Raw genomic sequence first — 16,043 nt, 5'->3', positions numbered from 1 at the left:
GGAAAGGCTCGGATCGTCACACCATATGCACAAAGACTTGTTATTGGTCTTCCAGTGTATTCGGCTTTGGCGGAATGATATTTTCCTAATCGCCGACATTTTGACATGTTTCGGAATATGTTTCCGACGAGCTGTCATGTATTGTCTACAAATAAGGTAGATTATAACAAGGCAGCCATCACCGGCCCGGAGACCCCGGGCCATCGAAGCAGGCAGACGCAGATAGAAAGGAATGAGACATGAACGACATTGAAATTCTTGCCACGCTCCTGATGCGATCCATGCCTGGCAGTGACCGTCCGGGCGCTCTCTCCCGCCCGAACTGTCGAATGTGACCTTCGTCGCCCTTTAACGGAAATGACCAAGTCAATTCGCCATCGCCTGCGCAATCCGCGCGGCAGGAGTTCTATGCATGAAAAAAGAAGTTATCGAATACGCAGGCATCCCGGTCGGGATTGTCGTTCCGGATGAAAACCGGCTGAAATTCATCGCCGTGAAGTATCACGTCCATGATCTCGACGAGCAGCACTTCAGCTCGCCCGCCGAGGTCAAGCACGCCATTCACGATCTGATGACCCGCCGCCATCCAAAACCCATCCATGCCTGAGGGCATGGATCGAGGCCGGCCCGAAAGTGCTGGCCGAAAAAGTCCTGAGGATTTCTGACCGGTCCCGCCAAAAGCGGGGCCGGTCTTGTTTTTTTCCCACCCTTGCGCTCCTATCGCGCGCTCCCGATTCTCGGGATCGCATCAGCGAAGGACGCCGCCCTTGCTCAATCTCCTCACCGATATCGAAGGCCTCTCCGTCGGCCACGCTACCGATCTCAGTCTCGGCTCCGGCGTCACCGCCATCATCTTCGATGAGCCGGCCGTGGCTTCCGGCGTTGCGCTCGGCGGCGCGCCGGGTGGCCGCGACACCGCACTGCTCGACCCGTCGATGACGGTGGCCGAAGTCGATGCCTTCGTTCTGTCAGGTGGCTCCGCCTTCGGCCTCGATGCCGCCGGCGGCGTCCAGGCCGGCCTGCGCGCCATCGGTCGCGGCTTTCCTGTCGGCAGCGTGCGCGTGCCGATCGTGCCGCAGGCGATCCTGATGGATCTCCTCAATGGCGGCGACAAGGCCTGGGGCCTGCAGTCACCCTACCGCGATCTCGGCTACGAAGCCTTTCGCGCCGCCGCCAAGGGCACATTCGCGCTCGGAACCGTCGGCGCCGGCACCGGCGCCACCACCGCCACCTTCAAGGGCGGCCTCGGTTCCGCCAGCGCCAGAACCAGCACCGGCCACACCATATCGGCCCTCGTGGCCGTCAATGCGCTCGGTTCGGCCACGGTCGGTGCAGGCCCGCACTTCTGGTCGGCGCCCTTCGAGCGCGATGCCGAGTTCGGCGGTCTCGGCCTGCCACTGACGATCGGCGAAAGCGATACCGCCATGCGCCTGAAGGGCATGAACACCACCGCCACCACCATCGGCGCCATTGTGACAGACGCCGTGCTGACCAAGGCCGAAGCCCATCGCCTCGCAATCATGGGCCATGACGGCTTTGCCCGCGCCCTGCTGCCGGCGCACCTGCCGCTCGATGGCGACACCATCTTCGCCGCCTCGACAGGCAGGAGACCATGCGCCGGCCTGCCCGATTTCCTCGAACTCTGCCATCTCGCCACCCTGGTCATGGCCCGCGCCATCGCGCGCGGCGTCTACGAGGCGACAGCGCTGCCGGTCGATGGCGCCCAACCGGCATGGCGAGACCGCTATGCTGACGGTCGTTGATCGCTTAGAGATAGCAAATTGGCCTGAACGGCGGAGACGATGACATGCAGCTACGCGCCCTGATGTATTTCGACGAGCTGGTGCGCACCAGCTCGATGCGCCAGGCCGCCGAAAACCTCAACGTCGCGCCAACGGCGATCAGCCGCCAGATCGAGAACCTCGAATATCATTTTGGCGCCCCGCTGGTCGAGCGCAGCGCCCGCGGGGTGAAACTCACCGCTGCCGGCGAGCTGCTCGCCGCCCGCGCCGGCCGCACGCTGCGCGAACTCGATCACGTCGGCCAGCTGATCGAGGACCTCAAGGGCCTGCAGCGCGGCCGCGTCAGCATCCACGCCAATGGCGCCACCGTCGCCAATCTGCTGGCGCCGGCGCTGGCCGAGTTCAGCCTGAAATATTCGAAACTGCACTTCGAAGTGACCATCTCCAGCGCCCGCCAGGCCGTCGAAGCGGTCAATAGCGGCGAGGCCGATATCGCAGTCACCCTGTTTGCCCCGCCGGTTTCCGGCACCAAGGTGCGGCTGCGCTCCGAGATCGCCTACGACCTGATCGTCGCCCCCGGCCACCCTGCGGCAACGAAGCCGGAGGTCCAGCTGAAAGATATAGCCGACTATCCACTGGCGCTTCCCGACCAGTCCTTCGGCTTCCGCCAGGCCTTCGATGCCCTGTTCGAAAAGGCAGAGCTCAGCTTTGATGCCGTCTTCGTCACCAGTTCGCTGGAAATGCTGAAGGAGCTGGTGCTGAGCGGCGCTGCCGTAACGCTGCTGCCGGCGCTGACGGTGCGCCGCGAAATCGACGCCGGCCAGCTCTGCGCCGTGCCGCTGGCTCCCAAAAGCGCCATCCGCACCCATGTCGATCTCTGCGTTGCTCCGGATCGCCAACTCTCCTTTGCCGCCACCAAGCTGCTCGATTTCATCGAGCGCTTCATGCGCGAGCGGGCCGGCGGCGTACCGGCAGCAACGATTGCTACAACCGAAATGGCGACAGATTAGGCGCCGTACTGGCGATCGATTGGGCAGCTGGACTTGCATCGGGCAGCAAATTCCGGTGTAGCTTTTTCGGCTACACTGAGCACACAAAATCGTCATTGTGTGTGCACATCCGGAATGACAATCTATCGGCAATCGGTCAGTTGCAACAAGCAGCGACCAGACAGGGGACATGATGATCAAGCTTCCGCTCGCGCCATCGGCGCGTCTCGTTCGACGCCTTTCGCTCGGTGCCGCCGTCTCGGCCGGCCTTGTCATGCTGAGCCTGACGCCGGCTGAAGCGGCAAAGACATCGCTCAATCTCGGCATGACCGTCGAACCGACAGGCCTCGATCCGACCATCGCCGCACCCGTCGCCATCGGCCAGGTCACCTGGCAGAACGTCTTCGAAGGCCTGGTGATGATCGATGAGGCAGGCAAGGTGCAGCCGCAACTGGCCAAGAGCTGGGAGGTATCTCCCGACGGTCTCACCTATACGTTCAAGCTGCAGCCGGGCGTGAAATTCCACGATGGCGAGGCGTTCGATTCGGCCTCGGCCAAGTTCGCGCTCGACCGTGCCCGCGGCAAGGATTCCGTCAATCCGCAGAAGCGCTTCTTCGCCTCCATCGCCTCGATCGACACCCCCGATGCCGAAACGCTGGTGCTGCATCTCTCCGCCCCGACAGGCAGCCTGCTCTACTGGTTGGGCTGGCCGGCCTCGGTGATGGTGGCGCCGAACGCGACCGCCGACGACAAGACCAAGCCCATCGGCACCGGTCCGTTCAAGTTCGTCAACTGGGCGAAGGGCGACAAGGTCGAGCTGGAAAAGAAAGCCGACTATTGGAACAAGTCCGTATCGGTGAAGCTCGACAAGGTCACCTTCCGCTTCATCGCAGATCCGCAGGCGCAGGCCGCCGCGCTGAAATCGGGCGACGTCGATGCCATCCCCGAATTCGCAGCCCCTGAGCTGATGACCTCGTTTGAAGGCGACGCCAGGCTGATGACCAAGATCGGCAACACCGAGCTCAAGGTCGTTGCCGGCATGAACAATGCCGTCAAGCCGTTCGACGACAAGCGTGTCCGTCAGGCTTTGATGATGGCGATCGACCGCAAGACCGTCATCGACGGCGCCTGGTCCGGCCTCGGCACCCCGATCGGCAGCCACTACACGCCGAACGATCCTGGCTATGTCGACCTGACAGCCAAGCTTGCCTACGATCCCGAAAAGGCCAAGGCGTTGCTGGCCGAAGCCGGCTACCCCAATGGCTTCACCTTCACCATCAAGTCGCCGCAGATGGCCTATGCGCCGCGCAGCGCCCAGGTGATGCAGGCAATGTTCGCTGAAATCGGTGTGACGATGAACATCGAGCCCACCGAATTCCCGGCCAAGTGGGTGCAGGACGTGATGAAGGATCGCGCCTACGAGATGACCATCGTCGCCCATGCCGAGCCGATGGACATCGATATCTACGCCCGCGATCCCTACTATTTCAACTATAAGAATCCGGCTTTCAATGCGCTGCTGAAGAAGGTGCAGGAAACCGCCGATCCGGCCGAACAGGCAAAGATCTACGGCGAGGCCCAGGCGATCCTGGCCGACGACGTGCCGGCGCTTTTCCTCTTCGTCATGCCCAAGCTCGGCGTCTGGGACAAGAAGCTCAAGGGGCTCTGGGAAAACGAACCGATCCCGTCGAACGTTCTGACCGATGTCTCCTGGGAAGACTGAGTGAGCGGACGGGTGACGACGCGTAGCATGAGGTTTGGACAGTCGACTATGGTTTATATCGGTTCCGATCCTGGTGTTGATTGTGTCTCCTCTGCGGGGAGGGTCTCGACAAATTCGTCCGTCGCTTGGCGCTCCGGCCGTGCGCTCCTGCCGTCGCACCCCCCCTCATCTGCCCTGTCGGACATCTTCTCCCCGTTGGGGAGAAGGGGGGCGCCCGGTATGCGCATCTTGCCACGAATGGCCGGTTGCGGCTCCGATCTTCCCTTCTCCCCAGCGGGGAGAAGGTGGCCCGAAGGGTCGGATGAGGGGGCCGCTGGCGCAGGCGGCGAATTTAAGCGGCGGTCTCGGATAGTCTGCCACGCCAACGTTTCTCCCACCCCCCGAGCCGCCGCATGATCGCCCTCCTGCCGCGCCGCCTCGCCGGCCTCGCGATCACCCTAGTCGTCGTCTCGCTGCTGATCTTCGCGGTCATGGACATGCTTCCCGGCGATCCGGCCTCGATCATGCTCGGCACCTCCGCCTCGCCGGAAACGCTGGCAGCGCTCCGCCACGAGCTCGGCCTCGACCAGCCGCTGCTGCTGCGCTACGGCCAGTGGCTGGCAGGCGTCTTCTCAGGCGACCTCGGCAAATCCTACACTTACGGCGTCCCCGTCGCCGGCCTGATCGTCGAGCGCCTCGCCGTCACCCTGCCGCTCGCCCTGATCGCCATCGCGCTGTCGATCGCCATCGCCATCCCGCTCGGCGTTCTCGCCGCCTCCCGCCGCGGCGGCGTCTTCGATGTCATCGCCTCGGTCTTCTCGCAGATCAGCATTGCCGTCCCGGCCTTCTGGGTGGCGCTGCTGCTGATCATCCTGTTTTCCACCACCCTCGGGCTGATGCCGGCAGGCGGCTTTCCCGGCTGGAGCGCCGGCATCTGGCCGTCGATCAAGGCACTGCTCATGCCGGCCGTCGCCCTTGCCCTGCCGCAGGCGGGCGTGCTCACCCGTGTCACCCGCTCGGCGGTGCTCGACACCATGCACGAGGATTTCACCCGCACCGCCAGGGCCAAGGGCCTCTCGGAAAGCACCGTGCTGTGGCGCCATTCGGTGCCGAATGCGCTGGTCCCGATCCTCACCATCCTCGGCCTGCAGTTCACCTTCCTGGTTGCCGGCGCCGTCCTCGTCGAGAACGTCTTCAACCTCCCCGGCCTCGGCAAGCTCGCCTATCAGGCGCTGTCGCAGCGCGACATCGTCGTCATGCAGGACGTCGTGCTGTTCTTCGCAGCCCTCGTGATCATCATGAATTTTATCGTCGATCTCTCCTATCTGGCGATCGATCCACGCCTGCGAAAGGCTGCTTGAGATGGCACCCGTCGTTGCAACCGAGATCAATGTTCGTCGCCGCCGGATGCGTCTGACCCGTCGCATGAACCTCGTCGTCGGCACGGTCGTCGTTGGTCTGCTGGTCGCGGTCGCGTTGCTGTCATTGGTCTGGACGCCGCTGCCGCCGGCCAAGATGCAGATCATCCACAAGCTGCAGCCGCCATTCTCGTTCGGCCTGCTCGGCACCGATCAGTTCGGCCGCGACGTGCTGTCGATGCTGATGGTCGGCTGCTGGAACTCGCTGTCGATCGCCGTTGTCGCGGTCGCCATCGGCGGCACGCTTGGGGCCATCGCCGGCCTTTCGGCCGCAGCCTTCCGCGGCGTCTTCGAGAGCCTGCTGATGCGCATCTGCGACGTCATCTTCGCGCTGCCGCCGATCCTCTCGGCGATGATGCTCGGCGCCTTCCTCGGCCCTGGCCGGCTGACGGCGATCATCGCCATCGCCACCTTCATGATCCCGGTCTTCGCCCGCGTCACGCTGGCGAGCGCGCTACAGGCCTGGAGCCGCGACTACGTGCTGGCCGCCCGCGCGCTGGGCAATACCCGCTTCACCATCTCGGTCAGGCATGTGCTGCCGAACATCATGAGCCAGATCATTGTCCAGGCGACCATCCAGCTCGGCCTCGCGGTGCTGACCGAAGCCGGCCTCAGCTTCCTCGGCCTCGGTCTCGCGCCACCGGCACCGACCTGGGGGCGGATGCTGGCGGACGCGCAGACCTATCTCGCCCTTGCCCCCTGGCTCGCCATTCTCCCCGGCCTTGCCATCGCGCTCTGCGTCTTCGGCTTCAACATGCTCGGAGACGGTCTGCGCGACCTGCTCGACCCGCGCGAGGCCAGCCGCTGAGCGCACGCTGATTTTGATAGAGACGACATTTCGAAAGAGCACTGCAATGACCGAGATCGATCTGACCATCCGCGAGCTGAAGCGGCGTTTTGCCGACAGGAGCCTGTCTCCGCTGGAATACTGGCTGGCGCTGGAAACCCACATCGTCGCCTGGGAACCGTCGATCTGCGCGCTCTACGCCTATGACCCCGAGAGCGCCCGCAGCCAGGCCCGGGCCTCCGGCGAGCGCTGGATGAAGGGCGAGATGCTCGGCCCGCTCGATGGCATCCCGGTGACGCTGAAGGAACTGATCGCCACCAAGGGCCAGCCGGTACCGCTCGGCACCAAGGCGGTCGAGCTCAAGCCCGCGCTGGAGGACGCCCCGATCGCAGCACGGATGCGCGAGGACGGCGCCATCATGTTCGCCAAGACCACATGCCCCGATTACGGCATGCTGTCGTCGGGACTGTCGAGCTTCCATCATCTGAGCCGCAACCCCTGGGACATCACCCAGAACCCCGGCGGCTCCAGTGCCGGTGCGTCAGCCGCCGCCGCGGCCGGCTACGGCCCCCTGCACATCGGCACCGATATCGGCGGCTCCGTGCGCTTGCCCGCCGGTTGGACCGGCATCTTCGGCTTCAAGCCGAGCCAGGGCCGCATCCCCGTCGATCCCTATTATGTCGGCCGCTGCGCCGGGCCGATGACCCGCACCGTCGAGGACGCAGCACTCGCCATGGCGACGCTGTCACGGCCGGACTGGCGCGATGGCACCAGCCTGCCGCCCAACGATTTCGACTGGACCGATCTCGATATCGACGTCCGCGGCATGCGCATCGGCCTGATGCTCGACGCCGGCTGCGGCCTCGATGCCGAGGACGAGGTGAAGGCTGCGGTCGTCGAGGCGGCCAAGCTGTTCGAGCGGGCAGGAGCGGTGATCGTGCCCGTCGGCCCGGTGCTGACCCGCGGCATGCTCGATGGCCTCGACAATTTCTGGCGCTCCCGCTTCTGGGGCGATATCGAAAACCTCAGCGAAGAACGCCGCGAAAGCATCCTTCCCTATATCTACAGTTGGGCCAGGGGTGGCGCCGATGTCACCGGCGTCGATGCGGTCAAGGGTTTCAACCAGACGATCGAGATGCGCAAGACCTGCGGCGCGCTGTTTACCGGCGTCGATGCCGTGCTGTCGCCGACCAATCCGATCGTGTCCTATCCGGCCGAATGGGCCTCGCCGACCAATGATCCCGCCAGGCCCTTCGAGCACATCTGCTTCACCGTTCCGTGGAACATGTCGGAGCAGCCGGCCTCGTCGATCAATTGCGGCTTCTCGAAATCCGGCATGCCGATCGGCTTGCAGATCGTCGGCCCGCGCTTCGATGACATGCTGGTGATGCGCCTGTCGAAAGCCTTCGAGACCTGGTCCGGCGGCGTCGCGTCCTGGCCGCGGCCGCCGGTCAGATGATCGGGCGGCGATAGCCGTTCGGCTGCTCGTAAAGCCAGCCGATCCGTTTGACGGCCTCCTCGAAATTCTCCCGCACCACGGTCATCGTGTGGCCGGTGGCATGGATGATCGTCTCAGTATCTTCCATGACAGCCACATGCCCCTTCCAGAACACCAGATCGCCGCGGCGCAATTCGGCGCGGTCGATGGGCGCGCCGAGTCTTGCGGCCTGCATGTCGGTATCGCGCGGCGCTTCCCGCCCGGTCATCAGCATCGAAAGCTGCACCAGCCCGGAACAGTCGATCCCCAGCCCGGAGCGCCCGCCCCAGAGATAGGGCGTTTCCAGAAACCGCGCCGCGATCTCCACATAGTCCTGGTCTTGGCTGGCGTCGATCGGCTGCACATGCTTGGCGAAGATCGCCGTCCCATCCTCCAGCATCGCATAGTGATTGCCCCGCGCCTCCGTAGCGCCGACAACCCGAATCCGGCTACCCATCGAGAGGATGCTCTTGTAGGGCTTGCGCAGTTCCGGCTCCTGATAGAGGAACGTCCGCTGCACGGTGACGATGTGGGTCGGTTCCAGCGCGCCGTCGCTGACAGCGCTGTCAGGGAGATAGCCGACGTAATCGTCGGAAACGGCCTTCACCCAGCACCAGCCGTCAGCCCGGTCGAAGATCGTGACGGCCTCACCGAACAGCAACTCGGTATCGATCCCGGACGTCATATCCGGCTTCGGCCGGAGACCGATCACCGGCACCGCGATCCGCGCCGGCGTGCCATCGACGAAGCGTGTCGCCTCGACCTGTCCCTCCAGCCGGCGCTCGGCGAGATCGGCCCGGTAGGCGTTCAGGCGGCGGTCGGGCGTGGTCATGGCAGTGTCCTCGAATTCATAGCCGGCGTCCCTGCTCGCGCACGCGATCGCCGAGTTTTTCCAGATAGAGCGCGCCGCCGACGGTGCGCTTGATCAGCACGTTGCGCTTGTCGCTGTTGTCGCGCACCCGGTCCACCAGCCCCATTTCGCCCATCGTATCCAGCGCCCGGGTGATGACGGGTTTGGTCACGTTGAGTTCAGCGGCAAGCCCCCGCACGGTGTGCGGCGGCGGTACCAGATAGATATGCAGCAGGATCGCCATCTGGCGCAATGTCAAATCGCGGTCGTCGTGACGAACCTGATCGAGCGAAACGCCGTGCCAAAGCCCCAGCGCCTGCGAAGCGGTCAATTCGATCGGCAAGGCCACCTCCGGACTTCGTTACGCCTGCGTTCCATTTTCCGGCAGGTGGTGGCGCAACGCAATGGGGCGGCAAATCTGCCGCCCCACAAGGTGAATCAAATTTTAACGATCGCGTTAACGCACGCTCTCGCGGATGTGGTGGTAGAGCGCCCGGATCGCCTGCGCCTCGCCGCCACCCGGCGAATGCGGCCGCTCGGAAGGCGCCCAGCCGTAAATGTCGAAATGCGCCCAGCTCTTCGCCTTGCTGACGAAGCGCTTCAGGAACAGTGCCGCGGTGATCGCGCCTGCCATGCCGCCCGACGGTGCGTTGGTGAGGTCGGCGAACTTCGAGCGGATGTCCTTTTCGTAGCCGGCATAAAGCGGCAGCCGCCACAGGGGATCGTCGGTCTCGAGGCTCGATTCCATCAGGTCCTGCGCCAGCTCCGTGTCATCGGTGAAGAACGGCGGCACGTCGGGGCCGAGCGCCACGCGGGCTGCCCCCGTCAGCGTCGCCATGTCGATCATCAGGTCCGGCTCTTCCTCGTCGCCATAGGCAAGCGCGTCGGCCAGAATGAGGCGCCCCTCGGCGTCGGTGTTGTCGATCTGCACCGTCAGGCCCTTGCGGCTCTTGTAGATGTCGCCGGGGCGGAAGGCGTTCGATGAGATCGAGTTCTCGACGACCGGAACGAGAACCCGCAGATCGACCTTCAGCTTGGCGTCCATGATCATCAGCGCCAGGCCCATGACGTTGGCGGCACCCCCCATGTCCTTCTTCATCAAAAGCATGGAGGAGGCCGGCTTGATGTCGAGGCCGCCTGTGTCGAAGCAGACGCCCTTTCCGACCAGGGTGATCTTGCGATGCCCCTTCTTGCCCCAGCGCAGGTCGAGCAGCCGCGGCGCATCGGCGCTGGCACGACCGACCATGTGGATCAGCGGGAAGTTATGCTTCAGGTCTTCGCCGGAGATGACCGAGAGTTCGGCCTTGTAATGCGCTGCAAGCCCGCGGAACGCCGCTTCCAGCTCGTTCGGTCCCATGTCGTTGGTGGGGGTGTTGATCAGGTCGCGGGCGAGAAACACACCGGCGAGCTGCCGCTTGATGTCGGCAGCATCGGCGTCGCGCGGGATCATCAGCGTGCCGGAGGGCCGTTTGTCGGATTTGTAGCGGTCGAATCGGTAGCTGCCGAGGCCGAAGCCGAGCGCCAGGCGATTGGCCGTCAGCGGCGCGGTCTCGATGTGCCAGTCGCCGGCCGGCAGCGCGCGCGCCAGCTTGCCGGTGATATAGGGCTGTTCGGAAGGGTTGGTGCCGAGGCCGAACAATGCGCCGCCGAGATGGCCTTCCGCCGTCGGGATCAGCAGTACAGAGCCGCTTTCCGCCTTGTATCCGGCCTTTTTCGCCCAATCGAGCGCGATAGGGTCGATGGTGCCGGTCTCGATGTGAGCGGGCGTGACGGCAAAGATCGGCAAGGTCGAGCCACCCTTGGTGTTGAAGGGGGTCGGTCTTTCGATGAACTGATACGGGGCCATGATTATCCTTCGGGGGCGTCCGGGAATCGCATTTTAACGCTCTGTTAGGGTTAACAGACTATTGCTTGAGTGAAGATTGCGTCAAAGCCTTTCCCTGTTCCGCTTCTAGGTCAGGCGCCGATTTCGGATTTCAGGAACGCGCGATGCCCGCTTTGGCCAACATCTCTATCACAACCCGCATCCTTCAGTGCACGGCAACTGCGTTGGTGGCCCTGACGCTGGCCGGCTGCAGCACCACCAAGGACCGGATGACCACCGGTTCCGTGCCGACGCTGAACAAGCCGGTCGAAACCATGAACGATCAGGAAGTCCGCTCGGCCACCGATCGTGTCGGCCAGGCTTACGAGAAAAACCCGCGCGATGCGGTCAATGGCGTCAACTACGCCAACCTGCTGCGCATGCAGGGCAGGGATGCACAGGCGCTCGCCGTCATGCAGCAGGTCGCCATCGCCAATCCGTCAGACCGCAGCGTGCTTGCCGCCTACGGCAAGGCGCAGGCCGCCGCCGGCCAGCTTCAGCAGGCGCTCGACACCATCGGACGTGCCCAGACGTCAGACCGTCCCGATTGGAAACTGGTCTCGGCCCAGGGCGCCATCCTCGATCAGCTCGGCCGCGCCAGCGAGGCCCGCCAGCGCTATCGTGACGCGCTCGATATCCAGCCGGGTGAACCGTCGATCCTGTCCAATCTCGGTATGTCCTACGTGCTGACAGGTGACCTGCGCACCGCAGAAACCTATCTTCGCCAGGCTGCGGGTCAACCGAATGCCGACAGCCGCGTCCGCCAGAACCTCGCACTCGTCGTCGGCCTGCAGGGGCGCTTCCCCGAAGCCGAACAGATCGCCCGCCGCGAACTGTCGCCGCAACAGGCCGATGCCAACGTCGCCTACATCCGCTCGATGATGTCGCAGCAGAATTCCTGGCAGAAGCTCGCTGCCAAGGACGTCGGCGGCACCGACAAAAGCGCCAACTGAACGATCTTCGGCTGCGTCATCTCAGCGTCCGCTGAGGCCTGAGGCGACGAGCTCCAGGCCAAGCCCGGCCATCACCGTGGCGGCCGCCCGGTCGATCCACTTCTTCGCCGCGAGATAGATCCGCCGCGGATGCCGTGCCGAAAAGGCAAGCGCCACGATCGTGTACCATCCGGCCTCGACGGCAAACACGCCGATCGGAATGGCCACGAACAGCTCGAGCGGAATGGTCTTCGGCAGCAGCGCCGCAAAGATGCTGGCATAGACCACGATCGTCTTCGGATTGCTGATCTGGGTGAGAAACGCCGTCATGAAGCTGCGGCCGACGGCACGATGCCCAGCACGCACGTCTGAGATCTCGAGAGGCTCGCTGGCGCCGCGCCAGATCCTGTAGGCGATGTAGGCCAGATAGAGGCCGCCCGCCACCTTCAGCGCCAGGTAGAGCCATCCGAATTGCGAAAGCAGCGCGGTCAGCCCTGCCAGTGCCAGCATGCTGAACAACACCCCGCCCAATCCCATTCCGACCGCCGCGGCCAAGCCGTCGATGCGCGAGCGCGACACCGCGATGCGCGACACCAGCACGAAGCTTGGCCCCGGGCTCATCGCCCCGATCGAAAGCGTTGCGACAATGCTGAGGAAGACGCTGAGAGAGGACATGGGTGGCTCCGCATGGTTGGAAGGGCAGAGCACTGTCTCCCATGCTTGGGCGCGCCCGTCCATAGCGGAAAAACTATATGTCGAGCCGTCAGTATAACGGCGATCAGCCTCAGAACCGGTCGGAGACCTGAATGCCGGCCGGCCCGAGAATGACGGCAATCAGCACCGGCAGGAAGAACAGGATCATCGGCACGGTCAGCTTCGGTGGAAGTGCCGCAGCCTTCTTTTCCGCCTCGTTCATCCGCTCGTCACGGCCTTCCTGGGCGAGAACGCGCAGCGCTTGCGAAATCGGCGTGCCGTAGCGGTCGGCTTGCATCAGCGCCTGCACGACCGACTGGACGATCGGCAGCTGCGTGCGCGTTCCGAGGTTCTCGAGCGCGACGCGGCGGTCGGGCAGGAAGGAGAGTTCGGCCGTCGTCAGCACCATCTCTTCGGCGAGCGCTGGCGAGGCTTCGCCAAGCTCTTCAGACACGCGGCGCATCGCCGCCTCGATCGATATGCCGGATTCCACGCAGATCAGCATCAGGTCCAACGCATCCGGCCAGGCACGCTTGATCGAATGCTGCCGCTTTCCCATCCGGTTGGAGATGAAGATGTTCGGCGCATAGAAGCCGGCATAGGCGATGCAGAGCGTCAGAAGAAGGCGGATCGGCGTCGGCTTGTCGGCAAGGTGATCGAGACCGAAAACCCAGAAGATTGCCAGCGCGAAGAAGCCGAAAGGCAGCAGGAAGCGCGCCACCAGAAACATGTTGAGCGCGTTTTCCGAGCGAAATCCAGCGGCGCGCAGCTTGTTCACGGTATTGGCATCGACCAGTGCCTCGCGAAGATTGAAGCGCTCGACGATCTGACGAACGGAGCGGTTGTTCTGCGTGCGCAGCGACGCCTTGCCGCCCGCAGCTTCGGCAGTCATCCGGGCGCGCTCGCGGGCGCGCATCTGCTCGCGCTCGGTCGATACCGCCTTCATCCGCTTGTTGAGGTCGCCGCGCTCGAAAAATGGCATGGCAAGCGTATACAGGCTGGCAAACACCGCCAGCGCAACCAGCACTGCAATCAGCGTCGTAGGGTCGGTCAGTGAGCTGGCGAGATCGGATGACATCGGATTTTCTCCGCTAGATGTCGAAATTGACCATGTTGCGCATGACGAAGATGCCGATCGACATCCAGATCGCCGAGGCGCCCATGATCAGATGGCCACGCGGGTCCGTGAAAAGGATCATCATGTAGGCAGGCGATGTCAGGTAGACGAGCGTGGCAACGATAAAGGGCAGCGCGCCGATGATGACGGCCGATGCCTTGGCTTCCATCGACAGCGCCTGGACCTTGGCCTTCATTTTCTTGCGCTCGCGCAGAACCTTGGCAAGGTTGCCGATCGCTTCCGAAAGGTTGCCGCCGGCCTGTGACTGGATGGCGATGACGATCGAGAAGAAGTTTACCTCCTGCAACGGCATGTGATTGCCCATGCGGGCGCAGGCGTCGGGCACGCTGAGGCCGATCTGCTGGGATTCCACAACGCGCCGGAATTCGCCCTTCACAGGCTCCTTGCCTTCGTTGGCAATCAGCCGGATGGCATCGTTGAGCGGCAGTCCCGACTTGATGGAACGTACGATGACATCGAGCGCGTTCGGAAACTCGGTGAGAAACTTGTTCTGGCGGCGCTTGATCAGGAAGCCGAGTATCCAGCGCGGCAGTCCGAGCCCGGCCACCACCGGCAGGCCGAACACGACCATCGTTGGCGCGCCCAGCAGAAATGCGGTCGTCATCAGAATGAAGGCCAGGATGCCGCTGAACACATAGAACCGACCGGGCGTGATCGAGAGACCGGCCTGGATCAGGCGGGATTTCAAGGTCAGTTTCTTCTTGGCGTTCTCATGCTGCCGCTTTTCCAGATCCTTCAGGTTGTCCTGCATCGATTTGCGACGCTTCGACATTTCCTGAACGCGGTCGCGGGCAGCCTTGACGTTGCTCTTGTCCGCCTCCGCAGCCGCAACGCGGCTGACCCGGTGTGCCGATTTTTTGTCGGTTTCCATCCGCGAAAACAACAGGCCGTAGCACACGGCAGCCGCCGAGACGGCGGCGAGCGCGATGATGGCCAGGATGGTGGGATCGAAACCGAACATCTGCTTAATCCTTCGACTTGGCTTCCATCTCGTCCAGTGCCGCAGCGAGGCGCGTTTCCTCGTTGTAGTAGCGGGCGCGATCCCAGAAATGCGGCTTGCCGATGCCTGTCGATTTGTGACGGCCGATCAATCGTCCGGACGAATCTTCGCCCTCGATCTCGTAGCGCATCAGGTCCTGGGTGATGATGACGTCGCCTTCCATCCCCATCACCTCGGTGATGTGGGTGATGCGGCGCGAGCCGTCGCGAAGGCGGGCAGCCTGCACGACGATGTCGATCGAGCCGGAAATGATTTCGCGCACCGTTTTGGCCGGCAGCGTGAAGCCACCCATGGCGATCATCGATTCGATACGGCTGAGGCATTCGCGCGGCGAGTTGGAGTGGATCGTGCCCATCGAGCCGTCGTGGCCGGTGTTCATCGCCTGCAGCAGGTCGAACACCTCAGGTCCGCGCACTTCGCCGACGATGATCCGTTCGGGACGCATACGCAGGCAGTTCTTGACGAGATCGCGCATGGTGATCTCGCCTTCGCCTTCGATGTTCGGCGGGCGGGTTTCGAGACGCACGACATGCGGTTGCTGCAGCTGCAGTTCGGCCGTGTCTTCGCAGGTGATGACGCGCTCGTCACGATCGATATAGTTGGTCAGGCAGTTGAGCAGCGTCGTCTTGCCGGAGCCGGTGCCGCCGGAGATGACGATATTGCAGCGGACGCGGCCGATGATCTGCAGCAGCGTGGCGCCCTCGGGGGTGATCGCGCCGAACTTGACGAGCTGATCGAGCGTCAGCTTGTCCTTCTTGAACTTGCGAATGGTCAGCGCCGGCCCGTCGATCGCCAGCGGCGGTGCGATGACGTTGACACGCGACCCATCGGGAAGGCGGGCGTCGCAGATCGGGCTCGATTCGTCGACGCGGCGGCCGACCTGGCTGACGATGCGCTGGCAGATCGACAGCAGCTGGGCGTTGTCGCGGAATCGCACTTCCGATTCCAGCGTCTTGCCGCCGACTTCGATGAAGGTCTTGCCGGAGCCGTTGACCATGATGTCGGCGATGTCGTCGCGGGCCAGAAGCGGCTCCAGCGGACCGTAGCCCAGAACGTCGTTGCAGATGTCGTCGAGCAGTTCTTCCTGCTCCGAGATCGACATCGCGAAATTCTTGATGGTGATGATATCGTTGACGATATCGCGAATTTCCTCGCGCGCGCTCTCGCCGTCGAGCTTGGCCAGTTGCGACAGATCGATCGTGTCGATCAGCGCCGAGAATACCTGTGCCTTGGTGTCGTAATATTCTTCCGTGCGGGCAGGGCGCTTGCGCTGCGGCGTCTGCATCGGCGGCGGCGTCACCTGCTGGCGCGTCTGCTCACGTTGCGGCTCGACGAACACTGCCGGCGCCGACGAGGAGGAGGACGCAGCAACAGGCGGCGGCGGTGCGACGATGCCGCCCGCCTTGCCAGAACCTTCGTTTCCGCGTTTTCCGAACATGCCTTATTCCAAT

The 16,043-nt window shown here is 63.7% G+C and carries 15 protein-coding genes; 8 read left to right on the top strand and 7 right to left on the bottom strand.

The features are described from left to right. Window positions 1-412 precede the first annotated feature (412 nt). The 7 genes from GVL52_RS21350 (at window position 413) to GVL52_RS21320 (ending at window position 8,097) form a co-directional block, all read left to right on the top strand. Window positions 413-607: a hypothetical protein gene (locus GVL52_RS21350; protein WP_160010862.1), complete on the top strand. Its 195-nt coding sequence runs from the start codon at window positions 413-415 to the stop codon at window positions 605-607. A gap of 160 nt (window positions 608-767) precedes the next feature. After that, window positions 768-1,763: a P1 family peptidase gene (locus GVL52_RS21345; RefSeq protein WP_160010860.1), complete on the top strand. Its 996-nt coding sequence runs from the start codon at window positions 768-770 to the stop codon at window positions 1,761-1,763. A gap of 44 nt (window positions 1,764-1,807) precedes the next feature. Beyond that, a complete protein-coding gene (locus GVL52_RS21340) occupies window positions 1,808-2,752 on the top strand; it encodes a LysR family transcriptional regulator (protein ID WP_160010858.1) in 945 nt (314 codons plus the stop codon). A 172-nt stretch (window positions 2,753-2,924) separates the two neighbouring features. After that, a complete protein-coding gene (locus tag GVL52_RS21335) occupies window positions 2,925-4,454 on the top strand; it encodes an ABC transporter substrate-binding protein (RefSeq protein ID WP_200847874.1) in 1,530 nt (509 codons plus the stop codon). Window positions 4,455-4,846: 392 nt separating this feature from the next. Continuing rightward, window positions 4,847-5,794 (top strand): ABC transporter permease, encoded by a 948-nt coding sequence (locus GVL52_RS21330; protein WP_160010854.1) that lies wholly within the window; start codon window positions 4,847-4,849, stop codon window positions 5,792-5,794. Window position 5,795: 1 nt separating this feature from the next. Then, the gene (locus tag GVL52_RS21325) at window positions 5,796-6,659 is read left to right on the top strand and encodes an ABC transporter permease (protein WP_160010852.1); all 864 of its coding nucleotides are present in this window, start codon (window positions 5,796-5,798) and stop codon (window positions 6,657-6,659) included. A gap of 46 nt (window positions 6,660-6,705) precedes the next feature. After that, window positions 6,706-8,097, top strand: a complete 1,392-nt coding sequence (locus tag GVL52_RS21320) for an amidase (protein WP_160010850.1) — start codon at window positions 6,706-6,708, stop codon at window positions 8,095-8,097. Here GVL52_RS21320 and GVL52_RS21315 read toward each other — a convergent pair. The 3 genes from GVL52_RS21315 to GVL52_RS21305 all read right to left on the bottom strand — a co-directional run bounded on the left by GVL52_RS21315 (window position 8,090) and on the right by GVL52_RS21305 (window position 10,811). Continuing rightward, window positions 8,090-8,947 carry an NlpC/P60 family protein gene (locus GVL52_RS21315; protein WP_160010848.1) on the bottom strand — a complete coding sequence of 286 codons (858 nt, stop codon included), beginning with the start codon at window positions 8,945-8,947 and terminating at the stop codon, window positions 8,090-8,092. The two genes, GVL52_RS21320 and GVL52_RS21315, sit on opposite strands and share 8 nt — an antisense overlap. Before the next feature lie 16 nt (window positions 8,948-8,963). Then, entirely contained in the window at window positions 8,964-9,308 is a 345-nt protein-coding gene (locus GVL52_RS21310) for a MarR family winged helix-turn-helix transcriptional regulator (RefSeq protein WP_160010846.1), read from the bottom strand. A gap of 114 nt (window positions 9,309-9,422) precedes the next feature. Further along, entirely contained in the window at window positions 9,423-10,811 is a 1,389-nt protein-coding gene (locus GVL52_RS21305; protein ID WP_160010844.1) for a M17 family metallopeptidase, read from the bottom strand. Window positions 10,812-10,954: 143 nt separating this feature from the next. Between GVL52_RS21305 and GVL52_RS21300 the strand changes: the two genes are divergently transcribed. After that, window positions 10,955-11,782 (top strand): tetratricopeptide repeat protein, encoded by an 828-nt coding sequence (locus tag GVL52_RS21300; RefSeq protein WP_160010842.1) that lies wholly within the window; start codon window positions 10,955-10,957, stop codon window positions 11,780-11,782. A 21-nt stretch (window positions 11,783-11,803) separates the two neighbouring features. Here GVL52_RS21300 and GVL52_RS21295 read toward each other — a convergent pair whose 3' ends face one another. The 4 genes from GVL52_RS21295 to GVL52_RS21280 all read right to left on the bottom strand — a co-directional run bounded on the left by GVL52_RS21295 (window position 11,804) and on the right by GVL52_RS21280 (window position 16,030). Next, window positions 11,804-12,436, bottom strand: coding sequence for a LysE family translocator (locus GVL52_RS21295; RefSeq protein ID WP_160010840.1), 633 nt, complete (start codon window positions 12,434-12,436; stop codon window positions 11,804-11,806). A 109-nt stretch (window positions 12,437-12,545) separates the two neighbouring features. Next, window positions 12,546-13,532: a type II secretion system F family protein gene (locus tag GVL52_RS21290; protein ID WP_160010838.1), complete on the bottom strand. Its 987-nt coding sequence runs from the start codon at window positions 13,530-13,532 to the stop codon at window positions 12,546-12,548. Between the two features lie 13 nt (window positions 13,533-13,545). Then, window positions 13,546-14,553 carry a type II secretion system F family protein gene (locus GVL52_RS21285; RefSeq protein WP_160010836.1) on the bottom strand — a complete coding sequence of 336 codons (1,008 nt, stop codon included), beginning with the start codon at window positions 14,551-14,553 and terminating at the stop codon, window positions 13,546-13,548. 4 nt (window positions 14,554-14,557) lie between these two features. Then, on the bottom strand, window positions 14,558-16,030 hold the full coding sequence (locus tag GVL52_RS21280) for a CpaF family protein (protein WP_160010834.1): 1,473 nt from the start codon (window positions 16,028-16,030) through the stop codon (window positions 14,558-14,560). Window positions 16,031-16,043 lie beyond the last annotated feature (13 nt).

This window comes from Rhizobium sp. 18055 (assembly GCF_902706285.1).
GTDB lineage: Bacteria > Pseudomonadota > Alphaproteobacteria > Rhizobiales > Rhizobiaceae > Rhizobium.
The sequence above is the reverse complement of the archived record's forward strand: the minus strand, read 5'-3'. Positions and strand labels throughout refer to the sequence as shown.

What these genes read in the sequence shown, in the direction of transcription:
- GVL52_RS21350 (WP_160010862.1), top strand. Translation starts at nt 413, where the DNA reads ATGAAAAAAGAAGTTATCGAATACGCAGGCATCCCGGTCGGGATTGTC.
- GVL52_RS21340 (WP_160010858.1), top strand. Translation starts at nt 1,808, where the DNA reads ATGCAGCTACGCGCCCTGATGTATTTCGACGAGCTGGTGCGCACCAGC.
- GVL52_RS21335 (WP_200847874.1), top strand. Translation starts at nt 2,925, where the DNA reads ATGATCAAGCTTCCGCTCGCGCCATCGGCGCGTCTCGTTCGACGCCTT.
- GVL52_RS21330 (WP_160010854.1), top strand. Translation starts at nt 4,847, where the DNA reads ATGATCGCCCTCCTGCCGCGCCGCCTCGCCGGCCTCGCGATCACCCTA.
- GVL52_RS21325 (WP_160010852.1), top strand. Translation starts at nt 5,796, where the DNA reads ATGGCACCCGTCGTTGCAACCGAGATCAATGTTCGTCGCCGCCGGATG.
- GVL52_RS21320 (WP_160010850.1), top strand. Translation starts at nt 6,706, where the DNA reads ATGACCGAGATCGATCTGACCATCCGCGAGCTGAAGCGGCGTTTTGCC.
- GVL52_RS21315 (WP_160010848.1), bottom strand. Translation starts at nt 8,947, where the DNA reads ATGACCACGCCCGACCGCCGCCTGAACGCCTACCGGGCCGATCTCGCC.
- GVL52_RS21305 (WP_160010844.1), bottom strand. Translation starts at nt 10,811, where the DNA reads ATGGCCCCGTATCAGTTCATCGAAAGACCGACCCCCTTCAACACCAAG.
- GVL52_RS21300 (WP_160010842.1), top strand. Translation starts at nt 10,955, where the DNA reads ATGCCCGCTTTGGCCAACATCTCTATCACAACCCGCATCCTTCAGTGC.
- GVL52_RS21295 (WP_160010840.1), bottom strand. Translation starts at nt 12,436, where the DNA reads ATGTCCTCTCTCAGCGTCTTCCTCAGCATTGTCGCAACGCTTTCGATC.
- GVL52_RS21290 (WP_160010838.1), bottom strand. Translation starts at nt 13,532, where the DNA reads ATGTCATCCGATCTCGCCAGCTCACTGACCGACCCTACGACGCTGATT.
- GVL52_RS21285 (WP_160010836.1), bottom strand. Translation starts at nt 14,553, where the DNA reads ATGTTCGGTTTCGATCCCACCATCCTGGCCATCATCGCGCTCGCCGCC.
- GVL52_RS21280 (WP_160010834.1), bottom strand. Translation starts at nt 16,030, where the DNA reads ATGTTCGGAAAACGCGGAAACGAAGGTTCTGGCAAGGCGGGCGGCATC.